This window comes from Aliiglaciecola sp. SL4, from assembly GCF_041538045.1.
Lineage (GTDB): Bacteria > Pseudomonadota > Gammaproteobacteria > Enterobacterales > Alteromonadaceae > Aliiglaciecola.
Window position 1 is genome coordinate 750,041 of sequence record NZ_JBGOSE010000001.1, and the last position, 20,870, is coordinate 770,910.

Here is a 20,870-nt window from a genome sequence, read left to right on the forward strand (position 1 = left end):
TTAAAGGTTTATAAATTTCCTAAAGGTTATCGCTTATCTATATTTTGGTTTGATCCTAGGATTACCCCATCGCGTCTAAATTTGCGACACCAAAACTTATCCCTAAAGAAAGGGCACTTTGTAAGGTGATGTTGTCCCTAGCTACCCCTTTAGTTTGATTAGCAACTTGCTCTAAAGGTACGCTGGTTAACTGATTTTTTTGTTGCACAACAACTCGACCAAATAAATTTTCGGAAATGAGTTTCGCGGCAAATGCGCCTACGTTCGTTGCAAAAATTCTGTCATTAGCCGTGGGGGAGCCACCACGCTGGATGTGACCTAAAGATGTTGCTCTAACTTCGCCATTTAAGCGTGTTTCCAACTGGCTTTTTAATACATCTGAGATACCACCCAAGCGGATGGGATCTGGACTATCTGCAATGGTTTCCTGCACTGCCATAGTGCCATCTTCAGGTTTAGCGCCCTCAGCGACAACAATAATAGAGTAATGTTGCTCACTGGCTCTCAGTTCGCAAGCTGAAACAATTTCATCAATGTTGTATGGGTACTCTGGGATCAAGATCACATCTGCGCCTCCGGCCACGCCAGCATGCAGCGCTATCCAACCTGCATAACGGCCCATGGTTTCAAGGATCATAACTCGTTTATGAGAATGTCCAGTGGTGCGCAGTCGGTCAATAGCTTCGGTAACAATAGACACTGCGGTTTGAAAACCAAATGTACGCTCAGTACACATCAAATCGTTATCAATGGTTTTTGGCACACCAACAATGTTCATTCCTAACTTAGATAGCTCATAAGCAATTGACATTGTGCCGTCACCGCCAATCATCACCACTGCATCTAAACCTAGTTCATGATAATAAGACATAACGTCAGCCGAGCAATCTTTGCCCTGATAGTCAAAAGGATTAGCCTTATTACTGGTTCCTAAAATAGTACCGCCAAGGGAAAGAATCCCGCTGCAATCTGCATAGCTAAGCTGACGGACCTTACGTTTCAATAAGCCGTCAAACCCATCTTCAATACCTATAATTTCGGCATTGTTATTTAACATTAATGATTTAGCTACAGCTCGAATAGCAGCATTTAATCCCTGACAATCACCACCGCCAGTAAGAATCCCAATCCGCATTATTATGCTTCCTACGTTTTAATTTATAATTGCAATGTATTCATATTGGGGAGAAGTCTATTCAAGACTTTACCACTGTGGGGTGATTACGCTATTAGTAATAACCCTTACTTTTATACTGATATAGACAAAAAAGTCAGCCAATGATTATTTATCAATGAATGAGTACTTGAAGACGTTTTTGTTCATTTTTAGTAAACATCTTGTCTCTGAGGGTTTGAACTTTGTTTGTTAGTTGCGCAGAAGAATATTGAGCAGATAACTTATTTACCTCAGATTGGTAATCAGCTAGTTTTTGCTGCCAATTTGCGCGTTTTTGTTGCAACGCCATTAATCGCTGTGCTGCCTCGTCACCAAATTCAGCGGCATAGTCATTGTACGTGCTAGTTTGAGCAGGGGATTGTTGATGCAGTGAGGTTAATTTTGCTAGTTGTAAAGTTGGAGTTAAGGATTTTTTTAATGAATCAGGTAGTGCTTCAATATGGGCCTCAAGTAACATCCGTTTTTGCTCTGCTGATAAGTTTTCATCTTGCCTAATTGCTAATCGTTGCAACGCCGCTTCATCCCATGCTTGCTCGCGAGCAAATAACATTTCAACTTCAGCTTGGCTGAAAAATTGCTCACGCAGCATCACTAGATCATCCATTCTAGCCCGAAAAGTCTGGGTATCTGTTGGCGAAGCTCCGTCTATATTAATGAGTGAATTTTTATATTCTAAATAACGTGAAAAAAGCTCAGTTAACCCTTGGCAGTTCTCAAAAAGAGCACATTCTTGGTTGAACACTTGCCACATTTTCTGTTCGCTTTGTTCAAACATTGCGGTAAAACGATCAAGTCGATCTTTTAGGGCCAGATTAAACCAAGAGAGTTTGAGCTTGCTGCCATGGTTGCTAATCTGTTTATTTTGGTTAATCGACGTTTCTGCCACATTTAAGGTGCTGTTATTATCGATAGTTGAGCTTGACGAGTTTTTAACCTGGTTTGAAAACAGGCTAAAAACTGCGGTTATGACGACAAGGCCGATAAGCAAACTAAGGGCTTTCCCCATCCTTAGTTATAACCCCATATTTTTTAATCGATTAGCGTGTTTGCGATAAACTGTGATGGGATCGGTCTCAAATAAGTGATGTATACCTAATGTTTGATTCACTTCATCTAGGTGATTCATTTTATAATTATCTTTAATCACATACCCCAAATGACTACTACAGGCTGATACTAATCCATCATTTGGCTCGTTAATGAGTAAACTAACAATAGACAAAGGCCCATCCACAGGGTCAAAAAAGTTTGTGTAAGGACGGGTGCCACTCCACGAAAAATACGCCACGCCATTGCTTTCCAACATGGTGCCTTGGCCACAATAGTTTTGCGGCATGCCTTCAGGATATTTTTGATTAAACTCCATTGCACCTGCGGTGGTAAGAGAATCCAGGCTATCAATTGAATTTTGCGGTAAGCCACTATTCCCAGAGATTATGCCGATTAGGCTTGCAAAGCTATTGGCCGCTGAACCCACTAGATATTCCGGTAACGCTCCTGGTGGAATTTGGTTTCTCAGCAAGTCAGCCACAGGTGAACCCCAGTTAACGCCGCCCACACTGGTTACGGAGGCAATTAACTCAGGCATAACAGAGGCTGCATAGCGGGTTGTTGGACCGCCGTGGCTATGTCCTATTAAATTAACTTTTTCAGCCCCGGTAAGTGCCAATATGTCTTCAACTTGCAGTAATAATTGTTCACCGCGGACTTCAGAACTATTGGCTGCAGAGACTGACACAACAAACACCTGCGCTCCATCTCTACTCAAGGAATCAGGAATACGATAAAAATAATCCATTCCGAAAATATCATCATAACCAAACAAACCATGCACCAACACAATGGGGTACTTGGTTTTGGTGTAACTAGAACTCATGGCAGAAAATGGTAATAGTGAAATCAAAAGCAATAACAAATAGGCGGATTTTAGTTTCATAATTAGGGTGCGTTTTGTTAACAAAAAAACTACATTATCCTAACATGGTCTAATGAGACGTCAAATTTAGTTAGCGCGGGACAAAAACTTAGTCACTATTAATGACTACTTTAGGTGACGATTTGGGGATAAATCCATACATTAGTTCACCCGAATTCTTTCATCCCGAAGAATTACATAATATGTTAACAACAAGGTGAAGCGATATGCTTCTAATAACTGGTTAAATGAGAATGTTCTTATACTGTTTTTACGCACAGTTGTGTAGGGTTGTCTATAACAGTTAAAAAAGCAGTTAAATTTTTTATTTTACGATGATGTATGGTCCATCTGGGGTCGGTAAGGAAAGCGTGGCCAGAGAATTAGCTACGAAACTAATTTCTCTAGCCCATCATATCTAATCGCACAATTTAAAAAAATCTCACATTACTCCGAAAAAGTACCGTGGGCGACATACAAAATAAGACTCATACCATATAAAACAATTGATAATCTAAACTAGATGAAGATTTAATATGTGTATACAACAAAAATCAACAGCCCTAAAAGAAGAGACAGCATCATGCTTAAAAATATACTCGCCCTTATAGTTTTAGCTTTCGGTTTTTGCGCGACCAGCCTGCAGGCACAAGCCAATACACCTGTTGAACCGTCAACTATTATCGGTAAATTTGATACCTCAAAAGATTTATTGTTAGCCCAGTTTGATAGTAAAACTGATGTAGATGATATTCATACTATTGCTGCCGTGGCGACAATGTTACGGCATCCTAGATTTGCTCAGGTAAAATATCATGCCGTTGCGGGGGCCTATGGAATTCAGGAAGGATTGTATGTGCCTGCGCCTGAATTGTTTAATGCTGCTTTTGCTGAGCATTGGTCCAATGCTCACATCGCTAGAGAGCAAGCGTTACAAGAAGTCATGGTGCTAGTGCAGAATACCTTAAAAAATGGTGGCGATATTTGGATTGCTGAAGCGGGGCAGTCAGATTTTTCAGCGGCAATGGTACGAGAGGTTCAACACATACTTCCTACAATCAATACCAATACCCGTATTCATCTAGTGCAACATAGTAAATGGAATCAAAAGTCTGCAACACCTGAAGACTTAGCCTTTGTTAAGCAACATACAGATTATACCAAAATTGCAGATGGCAATGCCACGGGCAATGGAACACCTGGTTTGCGCAACGATGATCGTACCCTTTGGGTACGTCCTTTGGCTGACAAGAAAGTAGGACATTTATGGCAGTTGGCAAAAAGTATTGCTGAAAAATACAATGGTGTCGAAGAACGTTACAACAATCCTGCAGTTGAAAAAGGTGGAATAGACTTCTCGGATACCGCAGAAATGTGCTGGATATTCGGCTATAACAATATTGTTGATGTAAGTGGGTTCTTTGATGTGTTTGTGGATAAATAATATATCGCTAAATGGCTGGTGGATTAACTTTTTAGCGAGCTTGATTCACGCTTTACACGTCTACGTAATAACAACACATCATCAATTCCAATGATTGAAATATCTTGTGGTACTTTACAGCCATTGCCTTCTAAAGTGGAAATAGCACCAATTTCCATGACTTCGTTATATGCGAATATGGCGTCAAATTTAGAATCGCTTGGTAATAAAGATACGACAAAGTCGCTTGGTGTTAACATGATTAGGTGTAGTAGTATGATTACCAAGGGATTCTGTCGATCTAACATTTAGCTCAAATGCTTGCGACTTGATCTGACAGTTAGAAATGTGCCAATTGCGGATATTATTGATTATATCTAACCATATTATAATCAGTAGCGGCGATATCAAAAACGGGGAAGCATCTCACCAGTCGAATATGAGATAAAATTAATGATAAGTGCTTAACAAAGTGTCCAAGAAAAGTTGACCATTACAAACAAATACATATGTGTGAAAAAATAGTACATTACTCATCAGCAATTTAGTTCGGATATCGGCAATCTTTAAAATAGGAAATCTAATAAATGTGTGGAATGTGTATAGAAGCCACTCTGCTTGGTTGTTTGAACAACAAAGGTGTAGATTTGGAGATGTTTCATGACCTTATTGGAGAAGAAAACGCTCCTGCTTTTCTTGATCCTCATGGTTTGACAGAGTTGGCTTTGGGCGAACCACAATATGCCGGTAAGCTTTTTACTCAATATACAAACAGTCCCACTTTAGTTTGGTACTTACTCCATCATAATCAGTCAATCGCTCTTACTCCTAAACAGTTAGAAACAATTTCTGACATCTATCACCGGTCTTTGCAAAAGGAATTGGCTGTTATCAGTGCAGAGTTAAAATTTTCATTTTCAAACCTATTTTTATTATTAGAAACGCTGCCGATAGCTTCGGCATCTGAAGTCGATGGTCTTTTTAAACAGCTTCTTTTACAACCCGAATTAAACTTAGCCGTTGCAGAAGCCGAAACCTTTTTAAAGACACTGTGTGGAAATTACCTAGAACTACTAGACGAATATCAAGTAGAAATCTATACAGAGACGGATAACGGGGTAACAGACGGTGCTGTTGATAGTATTTTAACTCAATGCCCCATCACTGTTTTTTTGACAAAATGGTTATTAGAACGGACGCAGCCTAGCAATCTAGTTCATGATCTTATCCCTGTAATAGAATATCCGGTCCCATTTTTTTGTTCCTATTATATGGCGTGGCGTCGCAGTGCCACAGTGTGGTTATTTAATAATCGTAGCGAAGCTCATGTCCATTCCTTACTCCCAAATATGTACATTGAATCACTTTATTATATTAAGAATACGATGCCGGTTTCGGTTGCGCTTCAAACAGCAATTGAACAGAGGTTGAGCAACGAACATCTAGGATGTTAGGTATTTAAATTTCGTTAATTCGCCTTTAAAAAACAGCCTAACATTACTTCAATTGACTTGATCCACTGACGTTTATAGACACATTACTTAAAGTCAAGTATCAATGGTCCATGGGGGGCTCTAAAGTACGCGCTCTGCGCTCTCGTGCTTCCGCTAATGAAACCGTTGGATATAACCCGAAACACACATCTGCACCTTTATTAGTAAAAGGTAGTTGAAAGAGAAATATCCAATCTTTAGTTCCATTCTTGCGAATACGTATACGCAAGCCCTTACCATCGGCGATCATATAATCTTTGTCACGGGACTTAGCGCTTTGTATTTTTGTATTTGTAAGGGGTGTGGCAACTTTAGGCATTTTAGGGGGACAAAATTCCGTATAGCTAATTTGTACCCCTAAATGCACCCTATTAATTCCGAATGTCAACGACCCTCACCGAACATTAAAGCATAAAAAAACCCTGTTAATCACCGTTTTTAGTGGCTTTGGCAGGGTTTTCGTCGTTCGTCGAACGTAAATTTGGTGGAGCTGGCGGGACTTGAACCCGCGTCCAGAAAGCTTCAACCGTCGGTACTACATGCTTATTTTGTCTTTTATTTAACTATTTTGGACTCCGACAAACAGGATTCCTCGTAGCTGTTCCGATACTATTTCGCGGTTCAACCTCGGACAAGTTTCCCTCGCTATTCTATTAGTATGACCTTCCTAACCTTCACGAATAGAAGACGGCTGAAGTGGAAGGGCCTATACAGGTTATTAAGCTGCTAGTGCGTAGTTTTCGTCGTTTGCGACTATTTTTTTGCGGCTGTTTAAAGAGGCAAACCGCACCTCTGCATGCACCTAAGGCATCCCGATTCCTGTCGAATCCAAAATCAGCCCCGATGTAGTACTTTTTCAAGTAGCAGATAGGATAACACATCCTTCTATAAAACAATATGTGGGGGCAGTAAATTTTGTTTCAAGTGGTTGGGTTTTAATCGTTTATCAGAGGATTTTGTGTTCTTGCGGTTTTATTGTACAGGTTTACGGATGAAAACCGCGACCACGTTGACATTTTGCTTGTTTTTGCTGATGAAAAAAACGCATTTTGACAACCCAGTGTATGAAGATGATAAGATTTCCTTAAGGTAGATGCCAACCATCGATACCCCTTTTGGGGGTTTCAATTAATGGGCCTAGTTGGTGTGCAAATAGCAATTTTGCATTGAAAAAGTAACGTTGAATTTTTGTTGAGTAAGAAGGGTGTAATGTTTAACACTATATTTGAAAAATTTTCGCTGCCTTGTGGTAAAACCCTGAAAAATAGATTGGTAAAGGGGGCGATGGAAGAAAACTTAGCCAACGCCAAACAATTGCCCGATGAAACCTTATTTAATTTATATCAAAAGTGGGCAGAAGGTGGAGTGGGCCTAATCATTACTGGTAACGTCATGGTGGATGCCATGGCCATGACGGGCCCTGGTGGTATGGCGTTAGAACAAAGTACGGATCTAGCTCCGTTTGCAACATTAGCGCAAAAAGCTAAAAAGAATAATACACAGGTTTGGATGCAAATTAATCATCCAGGGCGACAGGTGTTTAAGAAAATGGGCGGCAAAGTCTTGTCACCATCGAATGTGGCACTGGATCTTGGTAAACATTCAACCCTATTTAGTCAACCCAAAGCGATGACTGAAGACGAAATAGAAGATGTTATTCAACGATTTACCACAACCGCTTTACTAGCTGAAAAAGCTGGCTTTGATGGCGTTGAGATTCATGCGGCACACGGTTATTTATTAGCGCAATTTTTATCTCCGTTAGTTAATCAGCGCACTGATGAGTGGGGAGGAAGTTTAGAAAACCGAGCCCGTTTATTGCTAAAAATAGTCAGTGCCATAAGAGCTGCCTGTGCTACTGATTTTGCCGTGGCGGTGAAGCTTAATTCCGCTGATTTTCAGCGTGGCGGTTTTGATGTGGATGATGCATTAGCTGTTGTGAAAATGCTTGAGCCCTCTAATATCGATGTGGTTGAACTCTCCGGTGGTAGTTATGAAGCGCCGGCTATGCAAGGACGTACTGCTGATGATAGAACATTGGCAAGGGAGGCATACTTTCTTGAATTTGCCAGTAATATCGCCCAACAAAGTCAAATTCCGATAATGACAACAGGGGGTATTAAACGCTTACCGGTAGCTCAGAAGGTACTGGAGTCTGGGGTTGATCTAGTGGGAATGGCCACCGCACTTGCTTACAATCCTGACTTACCCAATCATTGGCAACAAGTACCTGGCATGGTCAGTATCACACCTCATGTGCAATGGAAAAATAAAACGTTGAGTGGCTTGGCAAATATGGCCCTTGTTAAGCGTCAACTGCGGCGTATCGGCACTGGTAAAGATGCTAAAATCGATGCTTCCGCCATCTTTAGCTTAGTGTTGGACCAAGTGATAGCCGCTAAATTAACCAAGCGTTATCGCCAAAATAAGCCGCACCCGGGCAAGTAATAATTGCACGAAGATAGGGGCAAGGGGAAAACAGCCTAGCCCAATAGCTTACTAGCGATTTGGGCTAATTAGCTAAAGGGTCAAACCTAGTTAGCTAAAGGGTTAAACCTAGTTAGCTAAAGGCTTAAACCTAGCTGGCTAAAGGCTTAAACCTAGCTGGCTAAAGGCTTTAATTAAGCACTGTGTTTCATCATGCGCTCTTTTTGGCGGGCCCAATCACGATCTTTAACCGTATCGCGTTTATCATGGGCGTCTTTACCTTTGGCAAGGTGTATTTCTACTTTCACCCAGCACTGTTTCCAGTACATAGCCGTAGCAATAATCGAGTAACCTTGTCGTTCCCTCGCGCCCATTAAACGATCAATTTCCCGGCGATGAATTAGCAGCTTTTTTTGACGGTCCGGATCACACACAACATGGCTAGAAGCTTGGTTTAGTGGAGTGATTTTACATCCTTGCAAATAAGCTTCGCCATTGTGAATATTCACAAAACTATCTGTTAAGTTAACTTTTCCTGCACGAATGCCTTTTACTTCCCAGCCTTGCAATTCTATACCCGCTTCGATTTTATCTTGCAGGTGATAGTCATGACGGGCTTTTTTGTTTAAAGCTATCGTATTGCTTTTATTTGATTTAGCGTTCTTTTTCTTCATAGTGGCGAATTATATCAGGCCGATTTAATTTGTCTGTAGATGAGTTGAAAAATAGTTGAATTTACATGGATAAACTATGCAATCGAGTATTTCGTGGTAAACTTCCACGAGAAATTGCAAGGTTATTAAGAGGAAAATGGATGGCAAGTGTTCATCGCAGTGCGCTAGTAGCATTTAGTGCCGAATCGATGTTTGATTTAGTCAATGACGTAGCTTCATATCCTGAATTTTTGCCTGGTTGTGCAGAAACTAAAGTGCTTGAACACGACAACGATTCAATGAAAGCGGCAGTGTTGATCGCCAAAGCGGGGGTAAAACAATGGTTTACTACATTAAATGCCTTAGACAGAGGTAAAACCATTGAAATGAATCTTGTTGAAGGACCTTTTTCCCATTTAAGTGGTGGCTGGTCGTTTACCGCTTTAGCCGATGATGCCTGCAAAATAGAATTAAAATTGGATTTTGCGTTTTCGAGTCGTTTGGCGGAAATGGCTTTTGGTAAAGTATTCAATGCTCTGGCGACTAACATGGTAAATGCGTTTACAGCCAGGGCGAAAGAGGTTTACCTATGAGCGATTCGCAAATTACAGTTGAGGTAGTTTACGGTACACCAACAGAGCAAGCTCTGATTAGCGTCACCATCGAAAAAGATAAAACCGCAGAGCAAGCTATACAGGCGTCGGGTGTTTTACGGCGCTTTCCAGAGATTGATTTGTCAAAATTGAAGATTGGTATTTGGAATCGGACATGCAAGCTAACAGATATTCCCAAGGACGGTGATAGAATCGAGATTTATCGACCTCTCATCGCTGATCCTAAAGAGGTTCGCCGTATCCGTGCTGAAAAAGCTAAACTAGAAGGGCGAGCTGATAAAGTAACGGGTGGCAGAGTTAAATCTTAAAGGTCGTATTACTTGGAAGTAGACGGTTATTTGGAAGATAAATCTGTTGTTCACACTCTCGTTAATCTAGTTTGATTACCTGAAAATTTAAACAAGCGTGGATCATCTACTTCTTAGTTTAATTGAAAATTTTTATGCAAATTTGAATTCTTATCGTGTAATGAATTCGATTTAGCAATTACATGATAAGAATATAATAATGGCAATTCAGTGGTATCCCGGGCATATGCATAAGGCCCAAAAAGAGATTAAAGATGTTCTACCTAGTGTGGATCTGGTTATTGAAGTGCTGGATGCGCGGATACCTTATTCAAGTGAAAATCCAGCTATTAAACACTTGCGAGGAGAAAAACCTTGTATAAAAGTGTTAAGTAAAACAGATTTAGCTGACCCTGAACTGACGCTCAAATGGCAAGACTATTTAGAGCAAGAAAAAGGCGTAAAAACCTTTCCTACAACCACCGAGCAGCCAGCAAAAATTAAGCAAATCGTTGATTTGTGTCGAAAAATGTTACCTGAGAAAGATGCAGGTATTAAGTCCATAAATACAATGATTGTTGGTATCCCTAACGTGGGGAAATCCACACTGATTAACACCTTAGCCGATCGAATCATTGCGCAAACTGGTAATGTCCCTGCTGTGACTAAAACCCAACAGCGGATAAATTTGGGAAGTGGCATAGTGCTGTTTGATACCCCTGGCATCTTGTGGCCAAAAATCGAAAACGAAAACAGTAGTTATCGTCTTGCAGCATCAGGAGCCATAAAAGACACCGCAATGGACTATGAAGATGTGGGGTTCTATGCAGCGGATTACCTGATCAAAGCCTATCCTGACTTAATGCAGGAAAGATTTAGTCTAGATGTTATCCCCGATACTGAAATTGAGTTTCTAGAGGCTGCCGCAAGCAAACGTGGTGCTTTACGCGCCGGCGGAAGAGTTAATTTACATAAAATCTGTGAGGTTCTGATCAATGAGTTGCGTTCGGGTAAGTTGGGCCGTATTACCTTAGAAACTCCAGATATGGTAGTCCAGGAAGAAAAACTGGTAGCTGAATTAGCGGCACAAAAGATAGCCGAAAAAGAGGCTAAAAAACAGCGATTTAAAGACGGTTCTGCAACCCCAAATAAGCGCGATGCTAAAGCCATAAAAATGGAGGGAAAAACTAAAAATAAACGACGTAAGCGTTGAAGTAATTAGCCTAATTTTACTGACCATTCAAATATTTAGGTAAAAATATTACCATTGGTTTATGTTTCCAAGTAATTAGACGGAGCGGGTTTTTGATCTATACTTAATACGTATTCATTTTGTAGATGATCTTGATGACTGACTTTATTGAGCTAAATACCAAAAAGCTTCTCGAAAACGCCCACATTGGCGTCGTTATCCATCGCTGGGATACCTCCATTATATACGCAAACCCGACGTCATTACGTTTATTAAGATTGAGCTATAAACAAATAATCGGTAAATGTTCCATCGATCCTCAGTGGCGATTTTTAGATGAGTCAGGCAAAAAACTGCTGATTGAAGATTATCCAGTTAATAAAGTAAAACGAACCCGTGAACGCCTCAAAAACGAGGTGATTGGTGTGTTAGACAGCTCTGTGGATACTATTAGTTGGTTTTTTATTAACGCCTATTTTGAAGGGGAACCTAGTAGCCCAGAAGCCTTCATTGTGGTGACCTTTACTGACATTTCAGATTCTAAACAATTGTTTTCCTTTAAAGCCATTGTTGAAAACACTCAGGACATGGTCATCGTCACAGACGCGACAGATGTTAACTACCCACTCAGTCCGAAAATTATTTACGTCAATAAAGCCTTCGAGAAAATGACCGGTTACAGTAAAGACAGTGTAATTGGTGAAACGCCAAGAATTTTACAAGGCCCTTTAACAGATAAACAAACTACTAATCGTATTCATCGTGCGCTGGAGAATTGCCAAGAGGTCAGTGAAACCTTGTTAAACTATGATGCCAATGGTAGACCTTATTGGGTTGATATGAACATCATTCCCCTTAAAAATAAATATGATGAAGTGACGCATTTTGCTGCCATAGAGCGCGACATTTCAGAACGTAAATTTTATCTCGAGCAATTAAAAAACAAAAACGATGAATTCAAAAAGTTAAAGACGGAACTAGAAAACTTAATTGATGAAAGAACCAAAGAGCTTCAATTAGCCAATGCTAAACTGGAAAAAATAGCGTACTACGATCCTTTGACCAATATCCCTAATCGACGTTTTTTTATTGATCATGCACACCGATTAATTAAGTCGTGTAATAGGCGAGGGGCATTGGTTGCTTTTGGTTTATTAGATATTGATGATTTTAAGGTATTTAATGATACCTATGGTCATGATGCTGGTGATATTGTCCTAGTTGATACCGCTAAGTTCTTAAATGGTTTCTTTCGAGTAGATGACGCTTTTTGTCGATACGGAGGAGAAGAGTTTGCCTTTGTCGCTGCAATTAAAGAAGCTGATGATGCAGCTAGTTTGGCGGATCGCCTTTTGGACGGAATTCGTAACCTTAAGATAGATATTAACGCTACCACCCAGATATCGGTAACTGTGAGTATGGGAATGCAAGTATCTTTGCCCTCAGAAGAACTCGATTTAGAAAAAGGGTTAAAAGATGCCGACGTCACACTTTATCAATCAAAAGGAGAGGGCAAGAATCAAGTTAAAATCACCTTTGAGCATAGATGAAGCGTGACATATTTTGCGCCCGCTGCCATCACCTTTAAAACGTAAAATTTTTACGCCAAGAATATTTACCGGTGAGTGTGAACCCTGAATGCGCGTATTAGCTTAAAGTGGAATATAAAAATGTTAAACATCTGTTTATAATTCATAGTTAAAAGACTACTATTAAATTATACACTTGTTGTATTTTTAGGAAGCCTGTGGAAGAGACTATCTTATTTGCTAGACAACCTATTTTTGATCGAAATTGTAAAATGGTCGCCAGTGAGATTCTTTATCGAGGAGATATATTCAACTCTGATAGCGATGACAAAAATCTTATCGCTACTCGAGATCTTTTGGTTAACGTGTGTACCTCAGTTTTTAACAGTAATGTAAACCTAGATCTTCCTATGTTAGTTAACGTTGATATGGAATTTTTAGACTCAGATTATTTTTTCCCTCTACCCCCTCATAATCTTATTTTTGAAATATTAGAAACCGTTGAACCTAGTGAGAAAGTGTTAGAAAGAATCGCTGAATTAAGGCGTCTTGGGTATGAATTCGCTTTAGATGACTACATTCTCGAACCCTCTAAATTTCCTTTTTTCAAACATATTAAGATATTAAAAATTGATATCCTTGATATTAATTTCAATAAATTAAAAGCGGTTTTTCCGAAATTAAAAAAAATTGGTTTTCAATTACTGGCAGAAAAAGTTGAAGACCAAGCAAGCTTCGATGAATGCATGGAATTAGGTTTCGATTTATTCCAAGGTTATTTTTTGGAAAAACCATCGTTAATTAGCGGTCAAAAAATTGATGCTAATAAAAATTCTGCGTTGCAGTTGGTTTCTCAATTGAGTCGAAATGATATTGAAGCCAATGAAGTAGCTGAATTGATTTCTCGCGATCCTGTACTCACTGTTAAAATTTTAGCTTTGATTAATTGTCCTATTTATCAATTGGTTAGAGAAGTAACCTCGGTTAAAGATGCTGTGGTAAGGCTTGGCTTACAAGTAGTAAAACAGTGGGCAATGATCTTAACCTTAGCATCAAAGTCATCTCAACCGAGCGAACTATTTAGAACCTTATTAGTAAGAGCTAAAACCTTATCTTTATTTTCTGATAATCCATTAACGGGTGGGGTAAAAACGGATTCTTCTGAAAGTTTTTTGGTTGGTTTACTGTCTGGAATTGATGCAGTATTTCAAGTTGAAATCAAAGATCTACTAGATAGCTTAACCCTTAGTGATTCGATTAAATCAGCCTTGCTTTTTCATGACAATGACTTGGGTAAATTACTGCAAAACACCATTGGTATTGAACGTTTGGACGACGAAGTATTTGAACGCCTATCTAAACAAGAACTTGAACTGTTTAAAAAGTGCTACTCTGATGCATTAAAATGGACAGACGAAGTCATGAATTATATTGATTAAGCCTGTTTACTTGAATGGGCTTAAGGTCATTATTATTCGTTTTTCGCAACATGTCTTGAAGTTAAAATATAGTAAAATTAGCCGTTGGGATGTCTCTAACTCATAATAAGTTCTGCTCAGGATTGGTCTTAGATAGCGGTTTTTAAAGCTAAAAGCTTAGCTTAAAACCTTAGGGCCAATGCATCACATAAAAACTTCTGAAGAGGTTGAGCTCTGCCATAGCGCCTAGCAACTTCTTCACATAAATCACCTCCAAACAAGAAGGCTTCAGGAAGTCGACATATGGCAATAAAATCTTTGCGTTTTATCTCTTCAATAAGTGCATGATCTGCACTGAATCCTTTAGGCGGACGTTTTAACTTTTCCCCCGACATTTCATATATTTCGTTAAACGGTGCGTGTTGAATTGCGTCTTCGTAACTGTCTGGTTTTAAAGCAATGTATTCGCGTATGGACTTTAAGGCTTCAGGTTCTGGTCGCCAAGTCCCCACACCTAGAAATACATTGTCCGGCTCGATGTGTAAATAGAATCCCGGTGCATGGACATTTTTGCCTATTTCATGACGAAATTGAATCCCTACATTCGTTTTATAGGGAGATTTATCTTTGCTAAAACGAACATCTCGATAGGGCCGCATCATTGAACCACCTATCTTTTTGGGAATGGCTTCGTAATGGGGCGAAATCATCTTGATCCAGCTATCCATACCGTCAATAAATTTAAGGGTAGGGCTACGAACTTTGTCTTCATATTCCTGTTTATGATCGGCAAACCAATTTTTATCATTATTACTAGTCAGTTGCCTCAGAAAAGTCATCAAGCTTGGATCAAAATGAGTAAACATACGATAACTTCCTAATATTTACGTCTTTGTATACCGGTTTCCGCCAAAATTTTAGCTGACATTTCTTCTATGGAAAACTTAGTGCTGTTCAAAAATGGTATTTTTTCTTTGCGATAAAGGTTTTCTACTTCTCGTAATTCCATTCGACACTGCTTCATTGATGCATAACGGCTATTTGCACGCCTTTCTGAGCGGATGGAATGCAATCTTTCGGGTGCGATGGTTAAACCAAACAACTTATCTTTGAAGCGCCTCAGTGCTGGGGGAAGTTTTAAAATATCGCCCATATCTTCTTCGGTGAAAGGGTAATTGGCTGCTTTAATACCAAACTGTAATGCCAAGTATAAACTGGTTGGGGTTTTGCCCGATCGGGACACACCACAAAGAATAATATCAGCCTCGTTGTAGTCTTTAACATTCGAACCATCATCGTTTGCTAAAGCATAATTTACCGCATCAATTCTATTGTCATAGGTTTTTTCATGAATACTATGGGTTCTATGTTTTTCCGGCATGGAGGGAACACCAAGCGCTTTTTCTAGGGGAGCGACAAATTGGTCGAGGAAGTTATAATTAATCCCCACAGACTTTGATATCATTTTTCGAATATCAGTATTTACGATGGTGTAAAACACCAATGGGCGTAAGCCTGTTTCCTTAAATTCCTCTGAAATCTTATTTAGTACTTTTTTAGCTTGTTGTTCAGTTTCTACGAATGGTTCGGTGTAATGTTTAAATTCTACCGTGAAAAGCGATAGCAAAGCATGGCCAAACACTTCTGCGGTAATGGCTGTGCCATCAGATATGTAAAAAGCTGATCTCACTACAATTCCTTAACAATGTTGTAATTTTATTACAGAAAGAAATTAAATTTTACTTTCATCTTAACACCATTCTAAAATCCCTGACGCAAAAAGCCAGAAGGTGAACAAAATAAATTCGTACGCACCAATCTGAACACTATTTTGCAACAAAACTTATTTCGTTTGCGCCTTAGCATTCGAGCCCAGGACAAAAAACTTTGAGGTGTTAGCAGTGCAAGAATATGTACTTTGGTATGAGCAGTTGGGAATGAATGATGTAAATCGCGTAGGCGGTAAAAATGCATCATTGGGTGAAATGATTTCAAACCTGTCTAATGCAGGTGTTCAAGTTCCGGGGGGCTTTGCTACAACCGCATATGCATTTAACGAATTTTTAGAACAAAGTGGACTCGAAGAGCGTATCCATGAAGTGCTAAATAGTTTAGATGTTGACGATGTGGACGCGCTAGCCAAAGCCGGTGAAAATATTCGTAATTGGGTAATTGAAACCCCATTTTTACCGAAACTTGAAAGCGAAATTAAAACCGCATTTGAAAAGTTACAAGGGGATGCTGGTGAAGAGGCTTCGTTTGCAGTGCGTTCATCTGCAACGGCTGAAGATATGCCAGATGCTTCTTTTGCAGGTCAGCAAGAAACTTTTCTAAATGTGAAAGGATACGAGTCAGTTCTTGTAGCGATTAAGCATGTTTTTGCTTCGCTGTTTAATGACCGTGCTATTTCTTATCGTGTTCACCAAGGTTATGACCACAAGGGTGTTGCTTTATCTGCTGGTATCCAGCGTATGGTTAGAAGTGACGTAAGCTCTTCTGGCGTTATGTTCACCATCGATACTGAGTCTGGCTTCGAAGACGTAGTATTTATTACCTCATCTTACGGCTTGGGTGAAATGGTTGTGCAAGGGGCGGTAAACCCTGATGAATTTTATGTGCACAAACCAACCTTAGACAAAGGCCTACCTGCTATTGTTCGTCGCAACATGGGCAGTAAGTTAATTAAAATGATTTACTCACCAGATTTGTCCCATGGTAAACAAGTTGAAATTGTGGATGTCGACAAATCTCAAAGTTTAGAGTTTTCAATTAATGACCAAGAGATCATGGAATTAGCTAAGCAAGCTCAAATCATTGAAAAACATTATAAACGTCCGATGGATATCGAATGGGCTAAAGACGGCACTGACGGTAAACTTTACATTGTACAAGCTCGCCCTGAAACAGTGCGTTCTCGTGAAGATATTCAGGTTATTGAAAACTTCCAATTGAAAGGCAAAGCAAAAGTTGTCACTGAAGGTCGTGCTATCGGCCATAAAATCGGTGCAGGCGAAGCCAAAGTATTAAGCTCAATTGATGAAATGGGTAAAATTCAGCCAGGTGATGTACTGGTGACGGATATGACGGATCCCGATTGGGAACCTATCATGAAAAAGGCGTCAGCTATTGTGACTAACCGCGGTGGCAGAACCTGTCATGCTGCTATCATTGCCCGTGAATTAGGTATTCCAGCGGTTGTTGGTTGTGGTAATGCCACTGACTCCATCGAAAATGGCGATAAAATCACAGTGTCATGTGCCGAAGGTGATACAGGCTATGTTTATGATGCTGAATTAGAATTTGATGTTGTGACCTCGCGTATTGATTCTATGCCTGATATTCCATTAAAGGTGATGATGAACGTAGGTAACCCAGACCGTGCCTTTGATTTCGCCAGATTACCTCATAAAGGGGTAGGTTTAGCCCGTTTAGAGTTCATAATTAATCGTATGATTGGTGTGCATCCTAAAGCGCTATTAGACTTTGAAAACCAACCTGAAGAGTTGAAAGAAGAAATTTCTGAAATGATGGCGGGTTATGAATCACCAGTAGAGTTCTATATTCAAAAACTTGTGGAAGGTGTTTCGACTATTGCGGCAGCATTCTCACCTGAGAAAGTTATCGTACGCATGTCAGATTTCAAATCAAACGAGTATTTCAACTTGGTAGGTGGCTACCAGTACGAACCAGATGAAGAGAACCCAATGCTTGGATTCCGTGGTGCGAGCCGCTACATCTCTGAAGACTTCCGTGATTGTTTCGCATTAGAATGTGAAGCGATTAAACGTGTTCGTAACACTATGGGTCTAACCAATGTAGAAGTGATGATCCCCTTTGTACGCACCGTGGATGAAGGTAAAAAAGTGATCGAATTACTAGCCGAGCAAGGTTTAGTGCAAGGTGAAAATGGTTTACGAGTCATTATGATGTGTGAACTACCATCAAACGCATTACTTGCAGATCAATTCTTGGACATCTTTGATGGCTTCTCAATCGGTTCTAATGACTTAACCCAGTTAACGTTAGGATTAGATCGTGATTCAGGGGTAATTGCTCATTTATTCGATGAACGCGATGAAGCAGTTAAAGTCTTGTTGAGTATGGCAATTAAAGCGGCTAAGAAACGCGGTAAATACGTTGGTATATGCGGACAAGGACCTTCAGATCATGAAGATCTTGCTGCTTGGTTGGTGGAACAAGGAATCGATAGTGTTTCTTTAAATCCTGATACTGTAGTAGAAACTTGGTTGTACTTAGGCGAAAAACACGCTTAGTTCCTATAGCAAGAACGCAAATACACTAAAGGCAGGTTTAACCCTGCCTTTATTTTTTTAAGATAGTTACTGTTTGTTGTTAACGATATTTACGGTTGAGAAGGTATCTATCTAAGCGTCGAGCATTAATAGCCAATGAGTTTTGGCACTTCTGCAAACATTTTCGTGCAAACGGGATATCATAACTTAATAATACTAAGCCGCTTATTAAAAATAGAATAGAGCCTGGTAAGATGGCAAACACAATTCCTACAGCTGATAACAATGCGCCAAGGGTAATTCGTATTGTCTTTTTCATATGCTTCCTTTTTTATTGGTTACCATTCACTAATTTGAATAATGACTTAGTTAGATACAACTTCGAAGTTGATAACACGCCTAGACTACTAAATTAGTGTAGCGTTTAATTCAGTTTAAATGTGTTTCTTCATGTAACAAGTTGTGTTGTGTGCGTTTTCACTAAGCTTTTTTCTGTGTTTATCAACGACAAACTATCACTGATTAACTCATATTGTTGACGGAAGAAGGGGCATGGTGAGTAAGGTTTGATATACCATGACGCTTAGAAATACACTTTTTTAGCACCTGCCAATAGTTGCTTTCGATACAATCAAAACCCTCATACATTCCTCTTTGTTTAAATAATACGTGGGCTTTTTTTAAATTTTGCGCCGGTATTTTTTGATGAATGTGATGTTCTAAATGGTAGTTAACATTATTCGGGCAAATCAATAAGGAAACGAATGGATTGGTTAAGGTGGTGCGCGTATTTAAGCGTGGATCCAAAGCATTTATGTTGGTCACCGCGCCATGTTCGCCCATGATTCTAATTCTACTAAGAGCTGGATAGATGAAAATATAGCCTGCCCAAAATACGCTATAAATCCACAGAGCATTGAAAAATAATAAGCTAACGATAATAACGCTATGAACCACTATGTTTGGTAGCCGTTTTTGCCAACTGGAAACGCTTATTTGGTAGGCAATTTCTTTAAACCCATTAATGCCACTGAAATCACGGGCAAATTTTCGAACCATACTACTAGGTGTTGCAGGGTAGCCAATCACAAATAATTTATCTGGATCTTGTTTGCTACCAGCATAACGATGATGCAGTCCATGACCAGTTTTAAAGGCATGGTAATCAACTAATACCAAACTACCTAATAACCAACGACCTACAATATGATTCAGACGGTGACTACGAAATAAGGTACCGTGTCCAGCGTCATGGTTGAGTACGGCGATACCTAATATCCTGCCCCCCACAATCCAACTACAACAAATAAATGTGTACCAATAAGGGAAAATTAGTAAAATTATGCCAGCAGCAGAAATCAATGCATAGTTAACTAAAACACGATACCATCCCACCAAATCAGAAGATTGACAAAGGGCTTTTAATTCGTCAGAAGAAATATGATCTGAAAGTTTTAGCAAGGTCGTATATCCAAGTAGTATCACCTAAGTATAGGTATAACAAGAAATAGGGAAGTTGCAAATAATTTGTTATGAAGTTGAATTATCAAATTGCTATTGAACGACTCGACGCGGACAGCGCCGATAAAAAAGTGCTGGAATTGCTCAGTGCTATCAAAGGGTTTCAAATATCTGAATTGACAGGTCTTTCTGCAAAACAATTATTGGTGATTGCGGATAAACTGGAGATTAGTGAAGCGTCTATGCGGATGGCATTGTCACGCCAGACAAAACAGGGAAAATTGATTCGAGACAATGGAAAATATGCCTTGGCAAAGGGGAAGAACCCTTTTGTGCTGCCGCGATTTTGGTTAGACATAAAACCACGCAGCATAAAGTGGAATGGGCAATGGTTGTTGGTGAATCAACTCCAGCATAAGTTTACGCCTACTATTATGCGACGGTTACATAGTAAAGCAGAGTTACTTGGTTTTAAGTTTTTTCAAAATCTAGGTTGGGTAAGGCCTAATAACTTAAGCGACTTAGCTGAAGAGACGGTCTATCATTTTCATTCGATTATTGCAGAACCAAAACTTTTAATTGGCAATTTAACCGATATTGACCCTGAAACTGCTAATTTGTTTAAGCATAGTTGGCCGACAAACGAATTAAACCAATTTTATGTTGATGCCAATGAGTTGATTGCCAATGAATGCAATTCAATGGAAAGTCAATCAGATCAAGATATTTTGGTACGCAGTTTCGCCCTTGGTCGTTTAGTTGTTGAATATTTGTCGAAAGATCCTTGGTTACCTAGAGAGTTGATTGATTTACCGGCGCGCAATAGATTGTTCGATAAAACCGTTGAGTATTATCACAAAATTACACCTTTATGGCTAAATGTAATGAACCAACCCTAACACCAATGTATTTTTAGTTTCATATAAATCAATTAGATAGTTGATCTTGTATGATGAAATCAACTTATAAATTATATCGAATGTATTTAGGTAAAGCACAAAGCAACAGGTTATAATATGCCTATCTTT

General features: G+C 39.5%; 20 protein-coding genes and 1 other RNA gene. 10 read left to right on the forward strand and 11 right to left on the reverse strand.

What is annotated here, in order from left to right; all coding sequences use genetic code 11:
• Nucleotides 1-61: 61 nt before the first annotated feature.
• The 3 genes from AB6T38_RS03420 to AB6T38_RS03430 all read right to left on the reverse strand — a co-directional run bounded on the left by AB6T38_RS03420 (nucleotide 62) and on the right by AB6T38_RS03430 (nucleotide 3,113).
• On the reverse strand, nucleotides 62-1,135 hold the full coding sequence (locus tag AB6T38_RS03420; protein WP_372545974.1) for a 6-phosphofructokinase: 1,074 nt from the start codon (nucleotides 1,133-1,135) through the stop codon (nucleotides 62-64).
• A 154-nt stretch (nucleotides 1,136-1,289) separates the two neighbouring features.
• Entirely contained in the window at nucleotides 1,290-2,183 is an 894-nt protein-coding gene (locus AB6T38_RS03425) for a lipase secretion chaperone (protein WP_372545975.1), read from the reverse strand.
• Nucleotides 2,184-2,189: 6 nt separating this feature from the next.
• Nucleotides 2,190-3,113: a triacylglycerol lipase gene (locus AB6T38_RS03430; protein WP_372545976.1), complete on the reverse strand. Its 924-nt coding sequence runs from the start codon at nucleotides 3,111-3,113 to the stop codon at nucleotides 2,190-2,192.
• Nucleotides 3,114-3,675: 562 nt separating this feature from the next.
• Between AB6T38_RS03430 and AB6T38_RS03435 the strand changes: the two genes are divergently transcribed.
• Nucleotides 3,676-4,536: a hypothetical protein gene (locus AB6T38_RS03435; RefSeq protein WP_372545977.1), complete on the forward strand. Its 861-nt coding sequence runs from the start codon at nucleotides 3,676-3,678 to the stop codon at nucleotides 4,534-4,536.
• Nucleotides 4,537-4,559: 23 nt separating this feature from the next.
• On the opposite strand, the gene AB6T38_RS03440 is transcribed toward AB6T38_RS03435, so the two are convergent.
• Nucleotides 4,560-4,823 (reverse strand): substrate-binding domain-containing protein, encoded by a 264-nt coding sequence (locus tag AB6T38_RS03440; protein ID WP_372545978.1) that lies wholly within the window; start codon nucleotides 4,821-4,823, stop codon nucleotides 4,560-4,562.
• 279 nt (nucleotides 4,824-5,102) lie between these two features.
• On the opposite strand from AB6T38_RS03440, the gene AB6T38_RS03445 reads away from it, so the two are divergent.
• Nucleotides 5,103-5,969 (forward strand): hypothetical protein, encoded by an 867-nt coding sequence (locus AB6T38_RS03445; protein ID WP_372545979.1) that lies wholly within the window; start codon nucleotides 5,103-5,105, stop codon nucleotides 5,967-5,969.
• Between the two features lie 100 nt (nucleotides 5,970-6,069).
• Here the strand turns inward: AB6T38_RS03445 and AB6T38_RS03450 are convergent, their stop codons facing one another.
• Both AB6T38_RS03450 and ssrA read right to left on the reverse strand, forming a co-directional pair.
• Complete coding sequence (locus AB6T38_RS03450) at nucleotides 6,070-6,396, reverse strand: Arm DNA-binding domain-containing protein (protein WP_372545980.1); 327 nt, start codon at nucleotides 6,394-6,396, stop codon at nucleotides 6,070-6,072.
• A 94-nt stretch (nucleotides 6,397-6,490) separates the two neighbouring features.
• Nucleotides 6,491-6,850, reverse strand: a transfer-messenger RNA (tmRNA) gene (gene ssrA, locus AB6T38_RS03455).
• Between the two features lie 367 nt (nucleotides 6,851-7,217).
• On the opposite strand from ssrA, the gene AB6T38_RS03460 reads away from it, so the two are divergent.
• The gene (locus tag AB6T38_RS03460; protein ID WP_372545981.1) at nucleotides 7,218-8,456 is read left to right on the forward strand and encodes an NADH:flavin oxidoreductase/NADH oxidase family protein; all 1,239 of its coding nucleotides are present in this window, start codon (nucleotides 7,218-7,220) and stop codon (nucleotides 8,454-8,456) included.
• Between the two features lie 173 nt (nucleotides 8,457-8,629).
• Here the strand turns inward: AB6T38_RS03460 and smpB are convergent, their stop codons facing one another.
• Complete coding sequence (gene smpB / locus AB6T38_RS03465) at nucleotides 8,630-9,109, reverse strand: SsrA-binding protein SmpB (RefSeq protein ID WP_303473886.1); 480 nt, start codon at nucleotides 9,107-9,109, stop codon at nucleotides 8,630-8,632.
• A gap of 140 nt (nucleotides 9,110-9,249) precedes the next feature.
• Here smpB and AB6T38_RS03470 point away from each other — a divergent pair, with 140 nt between their 5' ends.
• From AB6T38_RS03470 to AB6T38_RS03490, 5 genes are all read left to right on the forward strand, one after another.
• Nucleotides 9,250-9,681, forward strand: a complete 432-nt coding sequence (locus tag AB6T38_RS03470; RefSeq protein WP_348493153.1) for a type II toxin-antitoxin system RatA family toxin — start codon at nucleotides 9,250-9,252, stop codon at nucleotides 9,679-9,681.
• Nucleotides 9,678-10,010: an RnfH family protein gene (locus AB6T38_RS03475; RefSeq protein WP_348493152.1), complete on the forward strand. Its 333-nt coding sequence runs from the start codon at nucleotides 9,678-9,680 to the stop codon at nucleotides 10,008-10,010. The genes AB6T38_RS03470 and AB6T38_RS03475 overlap by 4 nt, the downstream gene beginning before the upstream one ends.
• 199 nt (nucleotides 10,011-10,209) lie before the next feature.
• The gene (gene ylqF, locus AB6T38_RS03480; protein ID WP_372545982.1) at nucleotides 10,210-11,202 is read left to right on the forward strand and encodes a ribosome biogenesis GTPase YlqF; all 993 of its coding nucleotides are present in this window, start codon (nucleotides 10,210-10,212) and stop codon (nucleotides 11,200-11,202) included.
• A 134-nt stretch (nucleotides 11,203-11,336) separates the two neighbouring features.
• Nucleotides 11,337-12,731: a diguanylate cyclase gene (locus AB6T38_RS03485; protein ID WP_372545983.1), complete on the forward strand. Its 1,395-nt coding sequence runs from the start codon at nucleotides 11,337-11,339 to the stop codon at nucleotides 12,729-12,731.
• Between the two features lie 197 nt (nucleotides 12,732-12,928).
• Nucleotides 12,929-14,149, forward strand: coding sequence for an EAL and HDOD domain-containing protein (locus AB6T38_RS03490; protein ID WP_372545984.1), 1,221 nt, complete (start codon nucleotides 12,929-12,931; stop codon nucleotides 14,147-14,149).
• A gap of 161 nt (nucleotides 14,150-14,310) precedes the next feature.
• Here the strand turns inward: AB6T38_RS03490 and AB6T38_RS03495 are convergent, their stop codons facing one another.
• Nucleotides 14,311-14,994 carry a DUF2461 domain-containing protein gene (locus AB6T38_RS03495; protein ID WP_372545985.1) on the reverse strand — a complete coding sequence of 228 codons (684 nt, stop codon included), beginning with the start codon at nucleotides 14,992-14,994 and terminating at the stop codon, nucleotides 14,311-14,313.
• Nucleotides 14,995-15,005: 11 nt separating this feature from the next.
• Complete coding sequence (locus tag AB6T38_RS03500; protein ID WP_372545986.1) at nucleotides 15,006-15,818, reverse strand: pyruvate, water dikinase regulatory protein; 813 nt, start codon at nucleotides 15,816-15,818, stop codon at nucleotides 15,006-15,008.
• Between the two features lie 211 nt (nucleotides 15,819-16,029).
• Here AB6T38_RS03500 and ppsA point away from each other — a divergent pair, with 211 nt between their 5' ends.
• On the forward strand, nucleotides 16,030-18,402 hold the full coding sequence (gene ppsA, locus AB6T38_RS03505; protein ID WP_372545987.1) for a phosphoenolpyruvate synthase: 2,373 nt from the start codon (nucleotides 16,030-16,032) through the stop codon (nucleotides 18,400-18,402).
• Nucleotides 18,403-18,481: 79 nt separating this feature from the next.
• Here the strand turns inward: ppsA and AB6T38_RS03510 are convergent, their stop codons facing one another.
• Both AB6T38_RS03510 and AB6T38_RS03515 read right to left on the reverse strand, forming a co-directional pair.
• Nucleotides 18,482-18,700: a tellurium resistance protein TerC gene (locus AB6T38_RS03510; protein WP_372545988.1), complete on the reverse strand. Its 219-nt coding sequence runs from the start codon at nucleotides 18,698-18,700 to the stop codon at nucleotides 18,482-18,484.
• 203 nt (nucleotides 18,701-18,903) lie between these two features.
• On the reverse strand, nucleotides 18,904-19,842 hold the full coding sequence (locus tag AB6T38_RS03515; protein WP_372545989.1) for a fatty acid desaturase: 939 nt from the start codon (nucleotides 19,840-19,842) through the stop codon (nucleotides 18,904-18,906).
• A 71-nt stretch (nucleotides 19,843-19,913) separates the two neighbouring features.
• Between AB6T38_RS03515 and AB6T38_RS03520 the strand changes: the two genes are divergently transcribed.
• A complete protein-coding gene (locus tag AB6T38_RS03520; RefSeq protein WP_372545990.1) occupies nucleotides 19,914-20,741 on the forward strand; it encodes a hypothetical protein in 828 nt (275 codons plus the stop codon).
• Nucleotides 20,742-20,870 lie beyond the last annotated feature (129 nt).

Excerpts from the sequence above, each read along its gene's own strand:
- AB6T38_RS03475 (WP_348493152.1), top strand. The coding sequence starts at position 9,678 with ATGAGCGATTCGCAAATTACAGTTGAGGTAGTTTACGGTACACCAACA.
- AB6T38_RS03420 (WP_372545974.1), bottom strand. The coding sequence starts at position 1,135 with ATGCGGATTGGGATTCTTACTGGCGGTGGTGATTGTCAGGGATTAAAT.
- AB6T38_RS03440 (WP_372545978.1), bottom strand. The coding sequence starts at position 4,823 with ATGTTAGATCGACAGAATCCCTTGGTAATCATACTACTACACCTAATC.
- AB6T38_RS03425 (WP_372545975.1), bottom strand. The coding sequence starts at position 2,183 with ATGGGGAAAGCCCTTAGTTTGCTTATCGGCCTTGTCGTCATAACCGCA.
- AB6T38_RS03435 (WP_372545977.1), top strand. The coding sequence starts at position 3,676 with ATGCTTAAAAATATACTCGCCCTTATAGTTTTAGCTTTCGGTTTTTGC.
- AB6T38_RS03485 (WP_372545983.1), top strand. The coding sequence starts at position 11,337 with ATGACTGACTTTATTGAGCTAAATACCAAAAAGCTTCTCGAAAACGCC.
- ylqF (WP_372545982.1), top strand. The coding sequence starts at position 10,210 with ATGGCAATTCAGTGGTATCCCGGGCATATGCATAAGGCCCAAAAAGAG.
- AB6T38_RS03495 (WP_372545985.1), bottom strand. The coding sequence starts at position 14,994 with ATGTTTACTCATTTTGATCCAAGCTTGATGACTTTTCTGAGGCAACTG.
- AB6T38_RS03430 (WP_372545976.1), bottom strand. The coding sequence starts at position 3,113 with ATGAAACTAAAATCCGCCTATTTGTTATTGCTTTTGATTTCACTATTA.
- AB6T38_RS03520 (WP_372545990.1), top strand. The coding sequence starts at position 19,914 with ATGAAGTTGAATTATCAAATTGCTATTGAACGACTCGACGCGGACAGC.
- AB6T38_RS03445 (WP_372545979.1), top strand. The coding sequence starts at position 5,103 with ATGTGTGGAATGTGTATAGAAGCCACTCTGCTTGGTTGTTTGAACAAC.
- smpB (WP_303473886.1), bottom strand. The coding sequence starts at position 9,109 with ATGAAGAAAAAGAACGCTAAATCAAATAAAAGCAATACGATAGCTTTA.
- AB6T38_RS03510 (WP_372545988.1), bottom strand. The coding sequence starts at position 18,700 with ATGAAAAAGACAATACGAATTACCCTTGGCGCATTGTTATCAGCTGTA.
- AB6T38_RS03470 (WP_348493153.1), top strand. The coding sequence starts at position 9,250 with ATGGCAAGTGTTCATCGCAGTGCGCTAGTAGCATTTAGTGCCGAATCG.
- AB6T38_RS03460 (WP_372545981.1), top strand. The coding sequence starts at position 7,218 with ATGTTTAACACTATATTTGAAAAATTTTCGCTGCCTTGTGGTAAAACC.